Annotated in this window: 23 protein-coding genes; all 23 read right to left on the bottom strand. The window is 62.7% G+C overall.

What is annotated here, in order from left to right; translation table 11 throughout:
* Window positions 1-11: 11 nt before the first annotated feature.
* Window positions 12-743 (bottom strand): Stp1/IreP family PP2C-type Ser/Thr phosphatase, encoded by a 732-nt coding sequence (locus ACZM22_RS05115; RefSeq protein ID WP_489543318.1) that lies wholly within the window; start codon window positions 741-743, stop codon window positions 12-14.
* Entirely contained in the window at window positions 740-1780 is a 1041-nt protein-coding gene (gene rlmN, locus ACZM22_RS05110; RefSeq protein WP_483268183.1) for a dual-specificity RNA methyltransferase RlmN, read from the bottom strand. Before rlmN ends, ACZM22_RS05115 begins: the two co-directional genes overlap by 4 nt.
* Before the next feature lie 13 nt (window positions 1781-1793).
* The gene (gene rsmB, locus ACZM22_RS05105) at window positions 1794-3131 is read right to left on the bottom strand and encodes a 16S rRNA (cytosine(967)-C(5))-methyltransferase RsmB (RefSeq protein ID WP_489543317.1); all 1338 of its coding nucleotides are present in this window, start codon (window positions 3129-3131) and stop codon (window positions 1794-1796) included.
* Window positions 3128-4048 (bottom strand): methionyl-tRNA formyltransferase, encoded by a 921-nt coding sequence (gene fmt, locus ACZM22_RS05100; protein ID WP_489543316.1) that lies wholly within the window; start codon window positions 4046-4048, stop codon window positions 3128-3130. Before fmt ends, rsmB begins: the two co-directional genes overlap by 4 nt.
* Window positions 4045-4557 carry a peptide deformylase gene (gene def, locus ACZM22_RS05095; RefSeq protein WP_483268186.1) on the bottom strand — a complete coding sequence of 171 codons (513 nt, stop codon included), beginning with the start codon at window positions 4555-4557 and terminating at the stop codon, window positions 4045-4047. Before def ends, fmt begins: the two co-directional genes overlap by 4 nt.
* A 24-nt stretch (window positions 4558-4581) precedes the next feature.
* Window positions 4582-7002 (bottom strand): replication restart helicase PriA, encoded by a 2421-nt coding sequence (priA, locus tag ACZM22_RS05090; protein ID WP_489543315.1) that lies wholly within the window; start codon window positions 7000-7002, stop codon window positions 4582-4584.
* Between the two features lies 1 nt (window position 7003).
* Window positions 7004-7216, bottom strand: coding sequence for a DNA-directed RNA polymerase subunit omega (gene rpoZ, locus ACZM22_RS05085; RefSeq protein WP_489543314.1), 213 nt, complete (start codon window positions 7214-7216; stop codon window positions 7004-7006).
* Between the two features lie 5 nt (window positions 7217-7221).
* Entirely contained in the window at window positions 7222-7830 is a 609-nt protein-coding gene (gene gmk, locus ACZM22_RS05080; RefSeq protein WP_489543313.1) for a guanylate kinase, read from the bottom strand.
* A 3-nt stretch (window positions 7831-7833) separates the two neighbouring features.
* Window positions 7834-8094 (bottom strand): DUF370 domain-containing protein, encoded by a 261-nt coding sequence (locus tag ACZM22_RS05075; RefSeq protein ID WP_484423864.1) that lies wholly within the window; start codon window positions 8092-8094, stop codon window positions 7834-7836.
* 7 nt (window positions 8095-8101) lie between these two features.
* Complete coding sequence (locus tag ACZM22_RS05070) at window positions 8102-8980, bottom strand: YicC/YloC family endoribonuclease (RefSeq protein WP_483268191.1); 879 nt, start codon at window positions 8978-8980, stop codon at window positions 8102-8104.
* Between the two features lie 48 nt (window positions 8981-9028).
* A complete protein-coding gene (locus ACZM22_RS05065) occupies window positions 9029-9676 on the bottom strand; it encodes a DnaJ domain-containing protein (protein WP_489543312.1) in 648 nt (215 codons plus the stop codon).
* On the bottom strand, window positions 9669-10565 hold the full coding sequence (locus tag ACZM22_RS05060; protein ID WP_483268193.1) for a DUF5685 family protein: 897 nt from the start codon (window positions 10563-10565) through the stop codon (window positions 9669-9671). The genes ACZM22_RS05065 and ACZM22_RS05060 overlap by 8 nt, the downstream gene beginning before the upstream one ends.
* 3 nt (window positions 10566-10568) lie before the next feature.
* Window positions 10569-10976: a SoxR reducing system RseC family protein gene (locus ACZM22_RS05055; RefSeq protein WP_483268194.1), complete on the bottom strand. Its 408-nt coding sequence runs from the start codon at window positions 10974-10976 to the stop codon at window positions 10569-10571.
* A gap of 28 nt (window positions 10977-11004) precedes the next feature.
* Window positions 11005-12324, bottom strand: coding sequence for a CdaR family protein (locus ACZM22_RS05050; protein ID WP_483268195.1), 1320 nt, complete (start codon window positions 12322-12324; stop codon window positions 11005-11007).
* Window positions 12308-13198 carry a diadenylate cyclase CdaA gene (cdaA, locus tag ACZM22_RS05045; protein WP_483268196.1) on the bottom strand — a complete coding sequence of 297 codons (891 nt, stop codon included), beginning with the start codon at window positions 13196-13198 and terminating at the stop codon, window positions 12308-12310. The genes ACZM22_RS05050 and cdaA overlap by 17 nt, the downstream gene beginning before the upstream one ends.
* 109 nt (window positions 13199-13307) lie before the next feature.
* Entirely contained in the window at window positions 13308-14429 is a 1122-nt protein-coding gene (locus ACZM22_RS05040) for an aminotransferase class V-fold PLP-dependent enzyme (protein WP_484438074.1), read from the bottom strand.
* Window positions 14426-14677, bottom strand: a complete 252-nt coding sequence (locus ACZM22_RS05035; RefSeq protein WP_484437006.1) for a putative Se/S carrier protein — start codon at window positions 14675-14677, stop codon at window positions 14426-14428. Before ACZM22_RS05035 ends, ACZM22_RS05040 begins: the two co-directional genes overlap by 4 nt.
* A gap of 99 nt (window positions 14678-14776) precedes the next feature.
* Window positions 14777-15259: a 2-C-methyl-D-erythritol 2,4-cyclodiphosphate synthase gene (ispF, locus tag ACZM22_RS05030; RefSeq protein ID WP_483269165.1), complete on the bottom strand. Its 483-nt coding sequence runs from the start codon at window positions 15257-15259 to the stop codon at window positions 14777-14779.
* Window positions 15256-15999 (bottom strand): 2-C-methyl-D-erythritol 4-phosphate cytidylyltransferase, encoded by a 744-nt coding sequence (gene ispD / locus ACZM22_RS05025; RefSeq protein WP_489543311.1) that lies wholly within the window; start codon window positions 15997-15999, stop codon window positions 15256-15258. The genes ispF and ispD overlap by 4 nt, the downstream gene beginning before the upstream one ends.
* Before the next feature lie 107 nt (window positions 16000-16106).
* Entirely contained in the window at window positions 16107-17456 is a 1350-nt protein-coding gene (locus tag ACZM22_RS05020; RefSeq protein ID WP_489543310.1) for a butyryl-CoA:acetate CoA-transferase, read from the bottom strand.
* A 222-nt stretch (window positions 17457-17678) separates the two neighbouring features.
* The gene (locus ACZM22_RS05015) at window positions 17679-19625 is read right to left on the bottom strand and encodes a bifunctional 4-hydroxy-3-methylbut-2-enyl diphosphate reductase/30S ribosomal protein S1 (protein WP_484423854.1); all 1947 of its coding nucleotides are present in this window, start codon (window positions 19623-19625) and stop codon (window positions 17679-17681) included.
* The gene (locus tag ACZM22_RS05010) at window positions 19616-20215 is read right to left on the bottom strand and encodes a lysophospholipid acyltransferase family protein (protein ID WP_484423853.1); all 600 of its coding nucleotides are present in this window, start codon (window positions 20213-20215) and stop codon (window positions 19616-19618) included. Before ACZM22_RS05010 ends, ACZM22_RS05015 begins: the two co-directional genes overlap by 10 nt.
* Window positions 20212-20895, bottom strand: coding sequence for a (d)CMP kinase (gene cmk, locus ACZM22_RS05005; RefSeq protein ID WP_484423852.1), 684 nt, complete (start codon window positions 20893-20895; stop codon window positions 20212-20214). The genes ACZM22_RS05010 and cmk overlap by 4 nt, the downstream gene beginning before the upstream one ends.
* Window positions 20896-20898 lie beyond the last annotated feature (3 nt).

Here is a 20898-nt window from a genome sequence, read left to right as displayed (position 1 = left end):
TGTCATCTCCTTTACGTGTTCATCAGCAGCACCACCGTGACGTTGTCCGGTGCGCCGCGGCGCAGTGATATTTGCATCAGATGGTCCAGACAGCTCTCGATGTCGCCATCGTGGAGCACCTCAAACAGCATCTCCTGATCCGAGACGGTGTTCACCAGCCCATCGGTGCACAGCAGGATGAAATCCCCTGGATGCCACGCCACGGCGAACGTATCGGCCTGTGCCTGGGTATCGGGACCCAGCGCACGGGTGATGAGATTGCGGTTGGGGTGGCGGCGGGCCTCCTGGGGAGTGATGTCGCCCTTCTCCACCATGCTCTCCACCACAGAGTGGTCACGGGAGATCTGGCGGATGCCCTCTCCGTTGATGTGGTAGGCCCGGCTGTCGCCGATGTTACCCACCATCACCAGATCCTCTTTGGCCAAGGCGCACACCAGTGTGGTGCCCATGTGCTGATAGTCGGCGTTCTGCGCCGCCGCGCGGCGTATGGCGTCGTTGGCCAGGGAGATGGCGTACAGCGTGGCCTGCCGCAGTTGCTCCTCTCCGGCGTTCTCCTGCAGCACAGCCCGCAGTTCCTTTTCAAACTGCTCCACCGCGATGCCGCTTGCAACGCGGCCGCCGTTGGTGCCGCCCATGCCGTCGCAGACCACGGCGGCACTGTAACCGCCCACCGTAAAGGCGGCGTAGGCGTCCTGATTCTCACTGCGGACCAGACCGGTATTCGTGATGCCCCACATTTTCATGTCAGGCGCCCCCTTTCCTTTTCCTCCATGGCCTTTCGCCGCAGCTGGCCGCAGGAGGCATCGATGTCTCCACCCAGACTGCGCCGTACCGTGGCGGTGATGCCGTGGGACTCCAGCCGCTTCTGGAAGGCGGCCACGCGGCGGCTGGGCTTGTACGGGCTCTCCACCACGTCGTTCAGCGGGATGAGATTCACATGGCCAGGCATGCCCCGCAGCTTTTTGGCGATGAGGTCCGCCTGCCAGTCGTTGTCGTTGACGCCGTCGATCATGGCGTACTCAAAGCTGATGCGCCGCCCCGTTTTCTCAAAATAGCGGTGGCAGGCATCAAACAGCAGTTCCACGTCATAGGCGCGGTTCACCGGCATGATGCGGCTGCGCGTCTCGCTGTCCGGCGCGTGCAGCGAGACAGACAGCGTCAGCTGCAGCTGCTGCTCCGCCAGGGCATCGATACCGGGCACCACGCCGCAGGTGGACAGGCTGATATGCCGCATACCGATGTTCATGCCATCGGGATGATTCACCAGCTCCAGAAACCGCAGCACATTGGCCATGTTGTCCAGTGGCTCGCCGATGCCCATCAGCACAATGTTGGACACCGTCCGGCCGGAATCCAGCTGGGTGAACATCACCTGATCCAGCATTTCCGACGGCCGCAGATCCCGCACCTTTCCGGCGATGGTGCTGGCACAGAAGGCGCAGCCCATGCGGCAGCCCACTTGGGACGAGATGCACACCGTGTTGCCATGGTGGTACTGCATCAGCACCGTCTCAATGCAGTTGCCGTCCGACAGCTCCCACAGGTACTTGATGGTGCCGTCCAGCCGAGACTCCTGTTTGCGGGCCACCACAGGCGCGGTGATAAAACAGCGCCCCTTCAGCTTTTCCCGCAGGGACTTGGAGAGGTTGGTCATCTCGTCGAAGGAGGCGGCGCCCCGATGCAGCCACGTAAAGACCTGCTTGGCGCGGAACGCCGGCTCTCCCAGCTCTTTCAGAAATTGGGAGAGCTCCTGCTGGGTCATGGATTTGATATCGGTCATAAAAGCTCCTCGCTTATTTTCTGCGCATCCGGCAGATATAGAAGCCGTCCGTGCCGTACCGCTGCGGCCACAGCGTCAGCTGTCCGCAGCAGCCGCCGATGGGCCGCGGCAGGGTAAACGGTTCCAGTGCAAATTCAGGGTGCGTGTCCAGAAACGCCGTGGTGACGCCCTCATTTTCCTCCGGCAGCACCGTGCAGGTGGAGTAGAGCAGCACGCCGCCCGGCCGCACGTAGGTGGCCGCGTTGTCCAATATGGCGGCCTGAATGGCCGGCAGCTCCGCCAGCTCCTTGGGGTCCTTGTAGCGGATATCCGGCTTTTTGCGGATGATGCCCAGTCCCGAGCAGGGCACATCAGCCACCACCAGGTCTGCGGCGTTTTCCCACGCCGCGTGATGCTCCCGCCCATCGGCCAGCGCCGTCCGGACGGATCGGATGCCCAATCGCGCCGCGCCCTTTTCGATGAGCGCCAGCTTGTGGGGATGGATGTCACAGGAAAGGATATCGCCCTTGTCCCCCATGTCGATGGCCAGTGCAAAGGACTTGCCTCCGGGCGCGGCGCACATGTCCAGCGCACGAGTCTCCGGCTGCGGCGCTGCCGCTGTGGCCACCAATCGGGCCGCGGCGTCCTGCACCGTGAAGTGCCCCTCCGTAAAGGCGGGCAGGCGCTCCAGATCGCCGGTGGCCGACACTTCGAAGCAGCCCTCCAGCCATGGGTGGGCGTTCACCGTCACGCCGGCGGTGCGCAGCTCCTTCTCCAGCTCCTCCGCCGTACATTTCAGCGTATTGGTCTGGATGGTGGTGGGGACGATCTCGTTGTTCATCCGCAGGTAGTCCTCCGTCTCCTCCGCCCCGATCACGTCGATCAGGCGGCGCACCAGCCACTTGGGATGGCTGTACCGCACGGACAGATAGTCCGCTGTGGTGCCCTGGGGCAGCGCGGGCATGTCCATCCAGTTGGTCACAAACTTCCGCAGCACCGCGTTGACCATGCCTGCGGCCTTGGGACGGCCCCAGCGCTTGGTCATCTCCACCGCCTCGTTGACGGCGGCGCGGTGGGGGATCTTATCCATGAACAGGATCTGATACCCTCCGATGCGCAGGATATTCAAAATCACCGGCTCCAGCCGGTTAGGCTTCTGGCTGCACCAGCAGCCGATATAGTAGTCCAGCAGACCGCGGTTTTGGATGACACCGTAGGCAAGACGCGTGCAGAGCGCCGCCTCCCGGCTGTCCAGCTTGTTTTTGGCAATGGTGCGTTTCAGACTGCCGTCCGACCAGGCGTTGGCGCGGCTGACCTGCATCAGCACCTCCAGCGCAGTATCACGGGCGCTGCTTCGCTGCATATCGCTCATACGTCCACCTGTACAGGATGCCCACGCAGATAGTCCGCTGCCGCCATGCGCTTGCCGCCCTCGGCCTGCAATTCCAGAATGCGCAGCAGCCGCCTGTCGCCGCAGGCAATGGCGAGGCCCTGCTTACCGGCCTCAGCGATCTTCCCCGCAGCCAGCGTCGTCTCGCTGCCGATGGCGGTGCGGTAGATCTTCACATTTTTGCCGTCCAGCTCCATGGACGCGCAGGGCCAGGGGATCAGTCCCCGCACCTGATCGTGGAGCTGCCGGGCACTTCTGGTGAAGTCCATGGGCGACAGGCTCCGATCCAGCATGGGGGCGTAGGTGTAGGCATTGTGGTCCTGAGGCATACGGACGGCGGTACCGTTTTTCAGCTGCTCCACTGCTTGGGACAGCGCGTCCGCGCCCAGCTCCGCCAGGCGGGTCGTCAGGGTCTGCGCGTCCTCGTCAGGGTCGATAGCCGTCTCACGGCAGAGGATGATGTCCCCCGCATCCAGCTCCTTGGCCATATACATGATGGTAACGCCCGTGACGCTCTCCCCGTTAAGAATGGCCCAGTTAATGGGTGCCGCGCCCCGATACTTCGGCAGGATGGACGAATGCACGTTGATAGAGCCATAGGGCGGCGTGTTCAGGATGTCCTCCGGCAGGATCTTGCCGTAGGCCGCCACTACGATGAGCTCCGGTGCCAGCTCCTGCACGATGCGCAGAGCTTCGCCGTCCCGCATTTTCACCGGTTGGTACACTGGCAGGCCGACTGTTAAGGCATATTCCTTTACAGGAGAAAACGCCATTTTGTGCCCTCGGTTCTTGGGCTTGTCCGGCTGGGTGAACACACCGCACACGTTGTGCCCGTCCTTCACCAGCCGCTTCAGGGACGCCACGGCGAAGTCGGGCGTGCCCATGAACAGTATCCTCATTCGTTCTCGTCTCCGTTCTCTGCCTCGGCGCGGCGGATGTACTCCTCCAGCTCCTCCTCAGTCAGCAGGTGGTCCGTATGCTCCACGAACAGATGGCCGTCCAGATGCTCGATCTCGTGGCAGAAACAGCGGGCGGTCAGACCCTCGTCCTCCACCTCAAACCAGTTGCCGTCGCGATCCTGAGCGCGGACGCGGACGATCTCCGGCCGCGTGACCTCGCCGTATTTCCCGGGAACACTGAGGCAGCCCTCCAGGCCGGTCTGCTCACCCTCAGTACGGATGATCTCCGGATTCACCAACTCGATGAGCTGATCCTCCTCGTCCAGCACCACGCACACGCGGCGCAGCACGCCTACCTGCGGGGCGGCCAGGCCCACGCCGCCGGAGTCCTCCAGCGTGTCAGCCAGATCATCCAGCAGCACGTGCAGGCGGTCATTGAACTCCGTCACCGGACGGCACACCTTGGTCAGGCAGGGTTCGCCCTGTAAAGCAATTTTCCTTAACGCCATTGTTCCTACCTCGTTTTCTCAGATTTAATCCATCAAGTTGCAGTCGGTATAGATATGCAGGCGGCGGTTTTCGCCGCGCTGCGCGAACTCTCGCATAAATGATGCCAGCAGCTGCCGCAGCTGCCGTTCGTTCCGCCCCAGCACCATGGTGCGGTAGCGGTAGCTGCCGTTGATCTTCACCACCGGCGCCGGCGCGGGACCCAGAATCTGCAGGTCCATATCACGGTACGGCGGCTGCTGCGCCGCCTGACGCAGGCTGTGGGTCAGCAGGTCCAGTGCCCGCCGCACTTCATCCTCCTCCTGCCCCGTCACCGTCACGGTGAACTGGTCGGCAAAAGGCGGGTCCCTCCGCAGCCGCCGCAGCTGGATCTCCGCATCGTAAAAGCGCTGGTAATCCTGCTGCGCCGCCGCCTGTATCACGTCGTTCTGCGGGGTGTAGGTCTGGATGACCGCCCGTCCTACCTTGCTGCCGCGTCCCGCGCGGCCGATGACCTGGGTCAGCAGGTTAAAGGTGCGCTCCGCAGCGCGGTAGTGGTCCACATACAGGGACGTATCGGCCCCCAGCACGCCTACCAGCGTCACATTTTCAAAATCCAGCCCCTTGGCCACCATCTGGGTACCCAGAAGGATGGGCACGCGCTTCTCCTCAAACTCCCGCAGGATGGTCTCGTGACCCACAGACACCGTGTCCGCGTCCATCCGCAGCAGCGGCGTGTCGGGGAACAGGGTGTGCAGCTCCTCCTCCACCCGCTGGGTGCCCACGCCGATGTGCTTGAACCGACCGCCGCACTCGGGACACACCTCCGGCGCCTTCACCGAGTAGCCGCAGTAGTGGCACATCAGCCGTCCGTTGGCGCTGTGATACGTCAGATACACGCTGCACCGCGGGCACTTTGGCACGTAGGTACACTGGGGACACAGCAGCTGACGGCTGCTGCCCCGCCGGTTGAGGAACAGGATGCTCTGCTCCCCCGCCGCCAGATTTTTCTGCAATTCATCGTACAGCGGACGGCTGATGATGCCGTTCCGCCCCTCCAGCAGTTCCTGGCGCAGATCCGCTAAGATCACCGCAGGCAGCGCCTGCCGGTTGTAGCGCTGCCGCAGCAGCGCCTTCTGATAATCGCCCTTTTCCGCCCAGTAGGCCGTCTCCACCGTTGGGGTGGCAGAGCCCAGAAGGAGCCTTGCCCCCTCCTGTAAGCAACGGTACTTGGCGATGTCCCTGGCATGGTAGCAGGGTGCCGTCTCCGATTCGTAGGAGCTTTCCTGCTCCTCGTCCATGACGATGAGCCCGATATTGCCCAGCGGTGCAAACACCGCCGAACGAGTACCCAGCACGATGCGGGCCTCGCCGCGGCGGATACGCTTGAACTGGTCGTAGCGCTCCGTCATCCGCAGTCCGCTGTGCAGCAGCGCTACCTCATCGCCGAAATAGGCGGTGAATCGCGCCATCATCTGAGGCGTCAGCGCGATCTCCGGCACCAGGATCATCACGGACCGCCCCTGCCGCAGCAGCTCCTGCGCCAGCCGGATATAGATCAGCGTTTTGCCGCTGCCGGTAACGCCCTGCAGCAGCGTGACACCGGCTTTTCCGGACTGCACCTGCCGCAGAACGTCCTCGTACACCTGCTGCTGCTCATCATTCAGTGTAATGGGTATTGCCTTTACAGTATACTGTTTTTCCGTAATTCGGTAGGTCTCCTGTTCCCGCAGGCACACTGTTCCCGTCTGGGCCAGTACCTCCACGGTCTTGCGGGCCGCGCCGGTGAAATAGCAAAGGTCATGCAGCCCCGTCTCGCCGTTCCGGGCCAGAAAGGCCACCACTTCCCGCTGGCGGCGGGCAGTCTTGCCCACCATCTCCAGTGCCTGGTCTGCCGGCACCGCCAGCTTCACGAACAGATCCACCTTGTCCCGCACCTTACGGCGGGATTCTGTCTCGCGCCGCAGCTTCCCCGCCTTTTCCATGCGGCGCAGCAGCGGCGCGACATCATCGCCAAGGGCCTGCTTCAGCGCGTCCGTCTCCATGGGCCCGTCCTCCAGCAGGCGGCACACAGCCGCCTCCTTTTCCGGAAGGCCCTCCGGCAGCACGCCGTCCGCCATGCGCCACAGCTCCCGATAACGGTACCACACTGCTGCGGGCAGGATGGTGTGCAGCGCATCGTAAAACGTACAGAAATACCGCTGCCGCATCCACAGCGCCAGCCGTATCTCCTTGTCCGACACCACCGGCTCCTCGTCCAGCAGCGACCGCACCGTTTTCAGCGGCTTGTCCGGCACGCCGACGCCCAGCGACAGGATCAGCGCCTCGCTGGACCGGTTGCCCCGTCCAAAGGGGACCAGCACACGGCAGCCCACCTGCGCCGCCATGTCCTGAGGCAACAGATAGTCGTACACCTTGTCGATGGCGTAGGGTGCCGCCTGCACGGCCACCTTGGCGATCACGGCCATGTCAGATATTGTCTTCCTCGATGATGGGGTTAGCCACGAACTTGCCCTCGGCCACCTCGTTGATCGCCTCGGTCACGGGCTTCTCCTCCAGATGCTCACCGTTGGCCTCGGCCTCGGCGGCGATCTGGCGGGCACGGCGCGCCACCACGTTCACCATCATATAGCGGTTGGGGATATACTCGGTCAGTTTGTTCATAGCGGGATACAGCATCATAGCGATCACATTTCCTTTCCGTTTAAGATCAATTCCATACGCTCGGCGGGCTTGCAGTGCTCTGCGCACAGAATAGCGCGCAGTTCCTCCACGGCCTGCTCCACCGTGTCGTTGATGACAAAATAATCGTAGTCGCTGGCGTTCTGCAGCTCTACCTGGGCCCGAAGCAGGCGCTTCTGCACCTTCTCCGGCGTGTCCGTACCGCGGGCGGTGAGACGCCGCTCCAATTCCTCCCAGCTGGGAGGTGCAATAAAGATGCGCACCGTCTCCGGCCGCTTGGCACAGACCTGGGCCGCACCCTGGACCTCGATGTCCAGGATCACATCCTTCCCCTGCTCCATGGCCTCATCCACGTACTTCTTGGGCGTGCCGTAGAAGTTGCCCACATACTCGGCATATTCCAAAAACGCATCTTCCTCGATCATGCTGCGAAACCGGTCCGCATGGATGAAGTGGTAATCTACGCCGTCCCGCTCCCCCTCACGGGGTGCGCGGGTGGTGGCGGATACGGAAAAATACAGGTCGTTCCGCCCCTCGAACAGCGCGTGGAGCACCGTGCTCTTTCCAACGCCGGAGGGACCTGAGATGATGAATGTCTTGCCCTTCCTGTTCAAATCTTATTCCTCCTCTGTCAGATCTTTCACCGTCAGACCCAGACGGGGCGCCATTTTCTCCGTGCTCAGCGCCGAGAGCACCACATGGTCACTGTCCATGATGAACACCGACGCCGTTTTCCGTCCGAAGGTGGCGTCAATGAGCATGCCGCGGTCCCGCGCCTCCTGCACCAGTCGTTTCACCGGTGCGGAGTCGGGGCTGACCACAGCGATGAGCCGCTCCACGGAGATAAGGCTGCCGAAGCCGATATTCACAAGCTGCATGGCCACCTCACTCAATGTTCTGGATCTGCTCGCGGATCTTCTCCACCTCGGCCTTCATGTTCACCACATCCTGCGCAATGGTCAGGTCGTTGCACTTGGAGCCGATGGTGTTGCACTCGCGGTTGATCTCCTGCACCAGGAAGTCCAGCTTCCGGCCCACGGGAACATCGCCGGCCAGCATGGTCCGCAGCTGGGCCATGTGGCTGTGCAGGCGCACTGTCTCCTCGTCCACTGCCACCTTGTCGGCGAAAATGGCCGCCTCGGTGAGGATGCGGGACTCGTCGATGGTAGCGGATTGCAGTACCTCCATCATCTTGGTCTCCAGCCGCTGGCGGTAGGCCGCCACCGTCTCCGGTGACCGCTGCTCCACCTTGTCCACCGTCTCCTCGATGACAGCGGCGCGGCCGCCCACGTCCTCCGCCAGCTTGGCGCCTTCCACGGCCCGCATCTCGTTGTAGGCCGCCAGCGCGTCCTCCAGCACGGCGCAGATATCGGCGGCGATAGCGTCCACATCCTCCTCCGCCTTGGTGACGGTCAGCACGTCGGGGAACTTGGCCAGCATGTCCGGTGTGACGCGGCCCTCCAGCCCGAAAGTGTCCTTCAGCCGCATCAGCGCATCGTAATACCCGCGGGCCAGCGCCTCGTTGACGGTCACCACTGTCTCGTCGGCCCCTGTGGCGTCGATGGTGATGAACACATCCACCTTACCGCGGGACACTGCCTTCTGCACGCGGCTCTTGATGGCGTCCTCCGCGAAAATGTAGGCGCGGGGCATCTTCACCGTACAGTCCAGGTAGCGGTTGTTGACGGACCGCACCTCCACCGTGATGTCCCGACCGCTGCGCATCTGCCGCGCGCGGCCGTAGCCGGTCATACTCTTGACCACTCGATCATCTCCTTCATTAGTATAGGAAAAGAGGTCGCCCTCTCGTTGTCAGCAAAAGCAAACGGGCACGCCCAGCGCATTGCAGCACAGACTGATGCCGCACAGGCGCAGGCAGTCGTTATTGTCGCAGCTGCCGGTGGTGACGGAGCCGTAGCCGTTGGGACGGTAGGCGTTCTGCCGCCCCTCCGCCATATCCAGCGCCCGTTGGTACTCCGCGTTGTCCGGTGCCATCTGTACCGCCGTCTGGTAGTACCGCCGTGCCTCGTCCAGCCATCCCCGCCGTGTGCAGATCGCGCCCTTGAGGTAGTTCCACTCTGCATCGTGGTCGGTCTGGGCGTTCAGCAGCTCCTCCGCCAGGTTCAGGTTTCCCTGGGTGATGGCGGCGCGGACACGCTGGAGCCGCGAAGCGCCGGTGCCGTAGCCCGCGTTTCCGTAGCCTGCACCGCCGTAGCTCCCACCGTAGCCGCCGTAGCTGCCGCCCGTGTAGCCGCCGCCCTGCCGCGCGGCCTTGCGCTGGCTCTGGACCTCCTCATAGGCCTCGTTGATCTCTTTCATGCGCTCCTGTGCCAGATCGGCCAGCGGGTTGTCGTGATAGTTGTCGGGATGGTATTTCCGCGCCAGATCACGATAGGCTTTTTTCACTTCATCGTCCGTGGCGGTGCTGGGAACACCCAGCACCTGATAGGGATCACGCATCGTTGGTGTCCGCCTTTCGTATAGCTTGTCTCTCTCGTCTCCGTCTATGGAACGTACCGTTCAGCACGGCCGCCCCCACGATATACAGTCCCTCGTAGACCGCGGCGCGGAGCACCGGCGCATACACGCCAAAGTCCGCCAGCTCGAAGGCCGCCGCCATGGCCCGCACGGAGCCGTCCAGCGTACCGGCCAGCTGCTGCCGATCCTCCTCCGACAGCGCCCCGTCCTGCACCCGGAATCGCAGGACCAGTGGGTTATAGCTGCCGGTTTTCAGATCCTCCTTCAGATCGTCCGCTGCGTCCACCAGATACACCCAGCGGCCCAGATGGTACAGCAGCTGCTCCGCCACCCGCCGTTTCACCGGATCCGCGATGCCCTGTGCCGCACCGGCCAGCAGCACCGCGAAGGCGTCTGCGGGGCGGTCCAGTGATGGACACCGCTCCGCCTCCAGCTCCGCCAGCGCCGTCAGGCGCTTCTGCGTCCCGGCGTCAAAGTCCGGCTGCCGCCGCCGCGCCTTCCGATAGGCCCGCCCCAGCAGCAGTGCCGCCGCTCGATACTTCAGCCCCTGAAAAAGGCCATGATCGGCGATGCCGTCCTGTATCTGCCACCAGGTCAGGATCACGCTCATGTCGGCGGCGGTATCCATGGCCGCGTCGCCGCAGGCACACCGCCGTTTCCGGAACGGATGGACTGCGCACCGCTTTTCGCACGTCCCGCCGCCCTCCGACAGCACCATGGCCAGGAACGTCAGGTCGTAGTTCAGGATCATCCGCCCCGCCGGGCCGTAAGACGCTCCCAGCGCGTGGCACAGTCCGCAGTAGGCGGCGCGGAACGTCTCCCGTTCCTCCTCCGTCAGACGCCGGTCCGATGGCCGCACATAACCGAACATCCGTCAGAACAGCCGCAGGATGGTATAGGTCAGGCTACCGTCCTTCTTGGTCTGCCTGTCGTAGAACACGCTGGGCAGGAAAAACACTGCCGCCGCGATGACCGCCGCCGCGTAGCGCCAGCCCTCGCTCATCAGCCCCTCCGTCAGGAAGTACCCCAGCAGAAAGCCCACCACCGGCAGCAGGTACACCAACGCCACCACGCCCAGCAGCTTTTTCGTGCTGCTCTCCACCACCACCTTGTCGCCCTTCTGGGCGCCCACGTCGTTTCTGGCGCGGGCGTGGATGGCCGCGCCGGTCATGCCGCAGCCGGCACATTCCTCGCAGTCATGTCCGCAGGCGGACTTTCTTGGCACGGAGATCTCCGCGTACCCGCCGGCCAGCACCTTTTCCACCGTTGCGATCTGAGTCATCTCATGTCACCTCTCGGGATAATTCGTTTTAATTCTCGTTTCCGGACCCGTTGTTCCCGTGGGACGTCAGGCCGCCGTCAGGCTCCGGTTCAGGCTCTGGCTGCGTGTCGGTGACATACACCGTCACCTCGTAGCTGCCCTTCACCGCCACATCGCGGTAGCCGCTGACCGTCACCGTCACCGGCACACGGCAGCTGCCCGTCTCCGTCACGCTGCTCAGGTCAACGGTGGCCGTTATGGCATCCGCCTTCAGCTCCGCCAGCTCCTCGCTGAGGCCCCACAGCCGCACATCCAGCGTGTCCTGCACCTCGGCGTACAGCCCGCTGGGCACGTTGGTATAGCTGAACGTGTCCACCGTGACGGTCTTTTCCTCGATACCCTCCATGGTGATCTCCACGGTGGCCACCTCGTTGCTGTTGGCCAGCCATGTGCCGTCCGGTGCCGTCACCACATAGCTGTTCTGCTGCCAGATGTCCAGATCCTCGATATACAGCGTGGCCAGCACGATCTCATCGATGTTCTCCAGCACATCTGCTTCGCCGATGAGCCGCACACTGCTGGGCGTAATGGTGGTCTTGATGCTCTGTCCGGCCGAGCCCGGCACGCCGGACAGCTCCACCGCCAGCGAGACCTCCTTGGTGGTCAGCACCGGCACCTTGGCCTGGATCAGGCTGGCATTGGTGCGGATATTGCTGTTGTCCACAGGGTTGTCGTCGTTGTCGTACAGCTGTACGCTCTCCGTCTGGATGACTGAGCGGGTGGCGTCGCTGATGTCCACCGTCAGCTTGGCGTAGGCCACGTTCAGCAGGTCATCTCGCTGTCCCCGCAGCACCAGTGTGGTGGGGTCCAGCACCGTCTCGCCGGTGAAGTAGCCGTCCGCCACCGTACCGGTAACGACGCAGTTCACCGGCACCTCCTTGGTATACAGCTCACCCACCGTCACCGTTACCTTGTACTTGCTGGCCCAGTCCACCGACAGGGCCGAGGACTGCACTCCATCGGGGTATACCACGTCCCATCGCAGGGTGTGTACACCCACGGAGTCGATGCTGGACGTGCTGGCCACCAGGCGCACATTGTCCTTGTTGATCTTCACCAGCTCCCGCTTGGTGCCCTTGATGGTCAGATCCACTGTGGTGTCGTAGCCCGACAGCAGCATCAGGTTCTTGTCCGCCAGCGTGGTGGACTCGCCGGAAAATTCCACGGGGATGTCCCGAATGGTCTTGGTTCGCTCCGGTGCCTTCTCCACGTCCACATAGACCCAGATGGCAACGGCCACCAGAATGGAGGCGATGACCTGAAGCACCTTGTTCCGGCTGACGCCGGACTTCTCATTCTTCTGCTCCATTGTCGCCCTCCTTCCTCCGCAGGCCCAGCAGATCTGCCAGACTGCGGCGCGGCTTGTCCTCCAGCTCCTCCGGCTGCGGCATCAGCTCGTTGCGCAGCAGCTTGGACAGTGTCTCCGGCATCAGGTGCCGCTTCAGCATACCGCCTATCGCCACGGAGATGGAGCCTGTCTCCTCGGAGACGATGACCACCACGGCGTCGGAATTCTCGCTCATGCCGATGCCGGCGCGGTGACGCATGCCCAGGTCACGGCTGAGGTTCACGTTCTTGGACAGGGGCAGCATACAGCCCGCCCCCAAAATGCGCCCGTGGCGGATAATGACCGCACCGTCGTGCATGGGTGCCTTAACGAAAAAGATGTTTTTCAGCAGCTCCGAGGACACGGCGGCGTCCAGCGTAGTGCCGCTGCGCACCATGTCGTCCAGCAGGATATGCCGCTCAAACACGATGAGCACGCCGGTCTTGCTCTGGGACATCTCTTTGCAGGCGATAACCGTCTGGTCGATGGCCTTCTCCACCTCGGACTGCTGCTGCGCCGGCGTGAATGCCCTCAGCAGCCGGATGTTCTTGCTGCCCAGCTTCTCCAAAATCTGACGGATCTCCGGCTGGAACAGGATGATGAGGGCCAGGATGCCCACCTGCACCATGTTGCCCAGAATATAGGCGATGCCGTTGAGGTGGAAGATCTCCGCCAGCCACAGGGCCAGCAGGAACATCACCACGCCCTTGAGGATATTCTCCGCGCGGGTACTCTTTACCAGGTCCAGCAGCTTATAGACCAGAAACGCGATGATGGCCACGTCCAGAATATCCGTGAGGCGCACGAGCATTAAGTAATTCCCAATTTTTTCTAAAAACGCCAGCATTGTTTCCATACTGTCAACCCTTCCGTATCGGACAGAACTCCGCATAGAAATAGATACTACCATTATATAAAAAATATTGGGAAAATGCAACAAAAAATTCTGAGTCAAGTCTTGCAGTTTAACGAACTGCCGCCCGCACCATGGCTGTGAAGCGGTCCACCTCCTGGGGCGTGTTGAAAACCGACATACTTACTCGAACGGTGCCGGTCTGCAGCGTCCCCGCCGTGCGGTGTGCCAGCGGCGCGCAGTGCAGCCCCGCCCGCACCGCCGCGCCCTGCGCTGCCAGACGCTCCCCCAGCTCCTCGCAGTCGCGGCCCGCCGCGCGGAAGCTCAGCACTCCCGTCTGGTGGTCGAACCCCTTCTTGCAGAACAGCTCCACGCCATCGATGCCGCGCAGCTGCTCCTCCGCGCGCATGGCAAGCCGCCGCTCGTGGCCCGCGATGCGGTCGATCCCCTTCTCCGCCACGAACCGCAGGCCCTCCAGCAGTCCCGCAATGCCCGGCATGTTGTGGGTCCCTGCCTCCAGCCGGTCCGGCAGCTCCTGCGGCATGTGCTGCAAAAGGGACTGGGAGCCGGTGCCTCCCTCCAGCAGCGGCTGAGCCTCGTGGCCGCACAGCAGCAGCCCCGTCCCCTGTGGGCCGTACAGCCCCTTGTGCCCCGGCATGGCAATGAACGCCGCGCCCAGTTCCCGCATGGACACCGGCAGCATCCCCGCCGACTGGGAAGCGTCCAGCACGAAGGGCACGCCCCTCCGGCGGCACAGCGCCGCGATGCCCTCCACCGGCAGGCGATAGCCGAACACGTTGGACACATGGGTGCAGATCACCGCGTCCGCTCCGGCATCCAGCGCCTGCTCAAACTCCGCCAGCATGGACTCCGGTCGGAACAGCGGCGCGTCGATGACGGTCAGCTCAACATTGGGGATGCCGTGGAGAGGCCGCGTCACCGCGTTGTGCTCGTAGCCGGAGATGACCACGCGGCATCCGGGCTTCACCAACGTTTTGATGGCGATGTTCAGCCCATGGGTGGCGCTGGATGTGAACACCACGCATGCAGGGTCCTCCACATCGAACAGCGCTGCCGCCAGACTGCGGCACCGGAAATCCGTCTCCTCCGCCAACCGCGTGGCGGGATAGCTGCCCCGCCCGGGCGAGCTCATGGCCGCTGCGGCGCGGTACATGGCGCGGCGCACCCGTTCCGGCTTCTGTAATGTCGTGGCTCCGGCGTCAAAATAGATCATAGCTCCACCTCGCTGTATCCGCTGCCATCGCGGACGTAGATCCGCAGCGGCGCAAGCCCTATGCCGCGCAGCAGGGCGGCAGCCTCCTCCGCCCGCTGCCCCTGCATCCGCAGGACGTAGCCGCAGCCGCTGCCGGTAAGTCCCACCGGTGAGCGGCCCATGGCGGCGCGGATGCCGTGCTGCGACAGCGCCTGCATCATGCGCTGCGCCTGTGTGACGGAGCGGGCGGTCATCAGATATTCTTCCATATCGCACCTCCTCACACGCCATTTTATGAGGTGTCAAACGCCGATGTGAAAGGCGGGACCGGCCTTTTCGGTCGGTCCCGCCAATTTCTTCATCATGTATCACATTTTCCCCAATAATGCCACCGCGTGGCAGGCCATGCCCTCCCCCGCGCCGGTGAAGCCAAGATGCTCCTCGGTGGTGGCCTTAACGGACACCTGCGCCGCATCGATGCCCATAGCGTTTGCCATCCGCCGCCGCATCTCCGGAATGTAGGGAGCCAGCTTCGGGGCCTGGGCCAGCACCGTGGCGTCCACGTTGCCGACCTCCCAGCCGGTCTCCGCCAGCCGCGCCGCCACCTGTTCCAGAAGGTGCAGGCTGTCCGCATCCCGCCAGCGCTCATCACTGTCGGGGAACATGCCGCCGATGTCACCCAGCGCCGCCGCGCCCAGCAGCGCGTCCATCACCGCGTGAGCCAGTACATCCGCATCGGAGTGGCCCAGCAGCCCCCGCTCGTAGGGAATGGTGACACCGCCCAAAATCAGGGGACGGCCCTCCACCAGACGGTGTACGTCGTAGCCGTGCCCGATGCGCAGATCTATCATGCCTGCACCTCCCGCCGACGCAGGAACAGCTCCGCCACAGACAGGTCCTCCGGCGTGGTGATCTTGATATTTTCCCGCCATCCAGGTGTCAAGTAAACCTCCTTGCCAAGCCGCTCCACAGCGGAGCAATCGTCTGTCAGCGGTGCCTCGGCGGCGATGGCGGACTGGAGCGCGGCCTTCAGCAGGTTCGCCTGGAACACCTGGGGCGTCTGCACAGCGAATAAGGTGCTGCGGTCCGGCGTGGACAGCACCAGCCCCGACAGATCCGCCACCTTCACCGTGTCCGTCACCGGCACGGCCGGCGCCACAGCGTAGGTCCGCTGGCCCAGGCGGATCAGATCATCCACCTGCTCCGGCAGTACCAACGGGCGGGCCCCGTCGTGGACTGCCAGATACTCCACGTCCTCGTTGGCCTCCAGCGCCGCCAGCAGTACGGACTCAGCCCGGCTTGCGCCGCCCTCCACCACGCGGACGGGCTTGCGGATGCCGGCGCTGCTGACCAGCGCCGCCACTTCCTCCAGCTTTTCCGGCTGGGCAGCCACCACGATCTCGTCCACCAGCACAGCCTGATCCAACACGGTCAGCGTCCGCGCCAGCACCGGCACACCGCACAGCGGTGCGAACATCTTATCCTCGCCGCCCATGCGGGAGGACTTCCCTGCTGCCGGTACAATGGCCGTGCAGAAGGGGTGTACCTTCTTCTTCAGGCCCTTCTTCCATTTTTCAAACAGGCTCCCCATCGTTTTTCGCTCCTATCGCTGGATTTTGCTATTAGTATACCGCACTTTTCCACGGTTTACAAGGCGCAAAGAAGAGGGCCGCAGGCCCTCTTCTTTGCTGTTTCGTGTTACCGTTTGTTGTGGCGATACCAGATGTGCTGCTTCTCCGCCTCGCGGATCAACTCGTCGCGGAAGTCGGGGTGGGCGATGGAGATCAGCTTCTCCGCCCGTTCCCAGACGCTGAGGCCCTTCAGGCAGACGCATCCGTACTCCGTCACCACGTACATGGTGTTGACGCGGGTGTCCGTCACCACGGAGCCGGTCTGGAGCGTGGGGCGGATGCGGGACGCTACTGTGCCGTCCTTATTCTGATGGGTGGAAGACAGGCAGATGAAGCTTTTGCCGCCATGGGACAGATACGCACCCAGCACGAAGTCCTGCTGGCCGCCGGAGCCGCTGATCTGGCGGGTACCCGCCGTCTCGCCGTTGACCTGACCGTACAGGTCCACATCCACCGCATTGTTGATGGAGACAAAGTTGTCGATAGCCGCGATGGTGCGCACATCGTTGGTATAGCTGATAGGCGCGGCCATGCAGGCGGGGTTGTCGTCCAGATAGTCGTAGAGCTTCTGGGTACCGGCTGCGAAAGCGTAGACCTGACGGCCGCGGTCGATATTCTTACGGGCGCAGGTGACCTTTCCCGCCATAGCCAGATCCACGTAGGCGTCCACGTACATCTCCGTATGTACGCCCAGATCCTTCAGATCGGATTGGCACAGCATAGCTCCCACGGTGTTGGGCATGCCGCCGATGCCCAGCTGGAGGCAGGCTCCGTCGGGGATCTGCTCTACGATCAGGCGAGCCACCGCTTTATCCACATCATCGGCCTCTCCGGAAGGCTGAATGCCCATGGGGTCGTTGCGGCCTTCCACCACCATGTCCACCTCGCTGATGTGGATGGTGTTGTCAAAACCGCCCAGACAGCGGGGCATGTTCTCGTTGACCTCCACGATGACCACCTTGGCCTTCTCGCAGACGGCACGCACATGGGATGCGGACAGGCCGAAGTTGAAGTAGCCGTGGCTGTCCATGGGCGTGACCTGGAACATGGCCACGTCCGGCGGCGTGATGTGGTCGTAGTAGTAGCGGGGCAGCTCAGAATAGCGCATGGGCTCATAGAACCCGGCGCCGCTGGCGATGTAATGGCGCTCCACCCCGCTCATGTGGTGGGAATTGAAAATAATGTGGCGTGCGGGGTCCTCGATATCGAAGATAGCAGGCTTCCACAGGCTGATTCCTCCGCGGACCTTCACATCCTCCAGTTCCGGTGCGCGGCGGGCCAGTGCCTCGTCCAGCACGCGGGGCTGAATGGCGCAGAAGCCGTAATCCACCCAATCGCCGGACTTGATAATCTTCACCGCCTCATCCGCGGTGGTCAGCTTCTGGCGGTACAGTTCCAGATAATCAGCAAAAGACATAGCAGTTCCTCCTCTTTCTTTTCGTTCTCCTAATCGTTAATTTTACCACAAGCCTGGGAGAAGTACATTGGCGGATGTGCCAATTATCAGTCCTTCTGATTGTGCAAAATTTAACATACCGTGATTCGGGCACGAGCTTGTATGTATACGGGTGTAAACAGGTACACTTTCGTACAAAAAAAGCAGCGGTACACTCGTACCGCTGCTTTTTAACAGACGTTTTTACTCGTCGTCACCCTCGTCAGCGGCGGGGGTCAGCAGAGCGCGGATAGACAGAGAGATCTTCTGCTTCTCCTCGTCGATAGCCGTGATCTTGGCGTCCACGATGTCGCCCTCAGCCAGCACGTCGCCGGGCTTCTCGATGCGGCGATCCGCGATCTGGGAGATGTGGATCAAACCGTCCACGCCGGGAACTACCTCGGCAAAGGCGCCGAAGGTCATCAGCTTGACGATGCGGACCTTGGCCACATCGCCGACCTTATAGGTGGACATGAACTTGTCCCACGGGTTGCAGGAACGATCCTTCACGCCCAGAGAGATCTTGCGCTTCTCGGGATCGAAGGAGATGACATATACATCCAGGGTGTCGCCCACGGAAACCACCTCGGCGGGGTTCTTGATGCGGGACCAGGACAGCTCGGAGATATGTACCATACCATCCACGCCGCCGATATCCACGAACACACCATAGGAGGTCATAGACTTGACAGTGCCGGTGTAGTGCTTGCCCACCTCGATGTTCTCCCAAATCTCGGCCTGGGCAGCCTGACGGGCCTCGTAGGTCACGGCCTTGATGGAGCCCACCACGCGGCGGCGGGCACGGTTGACCTCGGTGATGCGCAGGGAGACGGTCTGGCCGATCAGAGCGCTGAGCTCAGCGCCGCGGGGCAGGCCGGACTGGGAAGCGGGCACGAACACGCGCACGCCCTTGACGTTGACCACGATGCCGCCCTTGTTCTCCTCGGTGACCTTGCCCTCCAGGGTAGTCTTCTCCTCACGGGCCTTCTCGATATCCTCCCAGACCTTGACAGCGTCCAGACGCTTCTTGGACAGCATGGCATAGCCCTCCACGTCGTTGACGCGGATGATATAGGTCTCGATCTCGTCGCCGACCTTCACCACATCCTCAGGCTTCACGCTGGGATCGGCGGACAGCTCGTCGATGTTGATATAACCTGCCTGCTTGCAGCCCAGGTCAACCTGCACCTCGGTGGGACCGATGGCAGTCACGATACCGGTTACCTTCTCTCCTGTATTCAAAGTCTTAAAAGATTTTTCCAGCATTTCCTCGAAGCTCTCTTCGGTAGCTTCCACGTTCTTGATCTCGTCGCTCATTCTTGTATATACCTCCTTAATGATGCCCGCAGGCGTGGACGCGCCGGCTGTAAGCCCCGCCACAGAACATCCGTTAAGAAAGTCACCCTTGAGTTCTTCCGCCCGCTCGATCTGACAGACCACGGGGCACCTCTCGCTGCAAATCTCCGTTAAATGTTTGGTGTTGGCACTCTTACGATCTCCGACCACGACCATCACGTCCACCTTAGCGGCAATGTCTGCCGCTTCCGATTGACGCTTATGCGTAGCATCACATATTGTATCAAAGATTTCTACGTTTGTACACTGTTTTTTTAAAATTTTTACGCAGTTTTCCCAGAGAACCCGAATGCAGGTGGTCTGGGCCGCTGCCATCAGGGGCCGCTCACGCCGCTCCGGCCGCTGCGACAGCCAGTTTTCCAGGGCCTCCGGCCCGTCTAAAATGACGGAATTCTCCGCCCAGCTGGCCGCGCCGATCACCTCCGGATGGTGCTGCTCGCCGATGATGAGGGGCGTGCGGCCCTGCTCCTCCGCCTGCGCCACCAGGCGCTGGATGCGCCGGACATTGGGACATGTGGCGTCCACGATAGACGCGCCGGCGGCCTCCAGCTGCTGGTAAACCTGCTTTTTCTCGCCGTGGGAACGGATGATCACCGTATCCCCCGCCTGCACCTGCGCGGGGTCGTCCACCTGCCGCGCACCCAATGCGGCCAGCCCCTGCACCACGTGGGCGTTGTGGATGATGCTGCCCAGCATGACGCAGCCGCCCTTGTCCCGGGCCGTCTGCTCCGCCAGCTTCACGGCGCGCTCCACGCCGTAGCAGAAGCCGGCGGATTTCGCCAGTATCACACGCATGTCACACCACCCAGCGCGTAGGCACGACGCATGACCTCGTCGGTGTTGGCCTGATACTCCTCCGCCGTGCCCTTGCGCCCGGTGTAGACCGGCTCAAAGGGTTCGCCGAAGGTGATGACCGTCTTGCGGAACAGCCGTTTTTTCGTGCCGATGAACACCGGTACCATCTTCACGCCGGAGCGGATGGCCATCATACCCGCGCCGCTCTTGGGCGTCACCTGTCCAGGCTGTTTTACCCGCGTGCCCTCCGGAAAGATCAGCAGGTTCCAGCCGTCACGCAGGCTGGTGATGGCAGTCTTCACCGCGTTGATGTCGCTGTTGCCGCGATCCACGGGGAACACGCCGATGTTCCGCAGGAACCACCCCACTACGGGGATGGAAAACAGCTGCTTTTTCGCCATAATGCGCACGTTGAAGTTTTGGGGCATGGCCAGCACCAGCAGGATGGGGTCCCAGGCACTGGAGTGATTGGCGCACAGAATGGCGGCCTCGTCCCCCAGGTTCTCCGTGCCCCGCAGCTCCACCGGCAGGAAAAACATCACCAGCGGGCGCAGGATGCTCCAGGCCCGGGCATAGAACTTGTTTCTCAATTGGATACACTCCCCCGTATCACGTCCAGCAGCAGCTCGCGGCTGGCGTCAAAATCCATATCGCTGGTGTCGATCATGATGGCATCGTCCGCCGCACGCAGCGGCGCGGCGGCGCGGTGGGTGTCGTTGTAGTCCCGCTCCTCCATCTCGCGCAGCACCTCCTCATAGGGCTTGGGGGTGCCCCGCTGCTCCAGCTCCAGTGCGCGGCGCCCGGCCCGCACCTTCACATCGGCGTAGAGGAAAATTTTTACGTCCGCATCGGGCAGCACCACCGTACCGATGTCGCGGCCATCCATAATGACGCTGTGCTCTCGCGCCAGCGAGCGCTGCATCTCCATCAGGAAATCCCGCACGCCCTGGATGGCGGAGACGGCGGAGGCATACATAGAGATCTCCGGCAGGCGGATGTCCGCCGTCACGTCCTCCCCGTTCAGCAGCATACGCTGCACGCCGTCGGCGTCGTGATCCATGCCGATGTGTACCTCCGGCAGCAGCGCCAGCACCGCCGGTGCGTCCTTGGGGTCCACGCCGCAGCGCTGCACGTACAGCCCGATGGTACGGTAGATGGCGCCGGTGTCCACATACAGGATGCCCAGACGCTCCGCCACCGCCTTGGCCAGTGTGCTCTTCCCTGCGCCGGAGGGCCCGTCAATGGCCACGGCGTATTGTTTTTTATTCATCAT

Source organism: Vescimonas sp. (genome assembly GCF_057856985.1).
The sequence above is the reverse complement of the archived record's forward strand: the minus strand, read 5'-3'. Positions and strand labels throughout refer to the sequence as shown.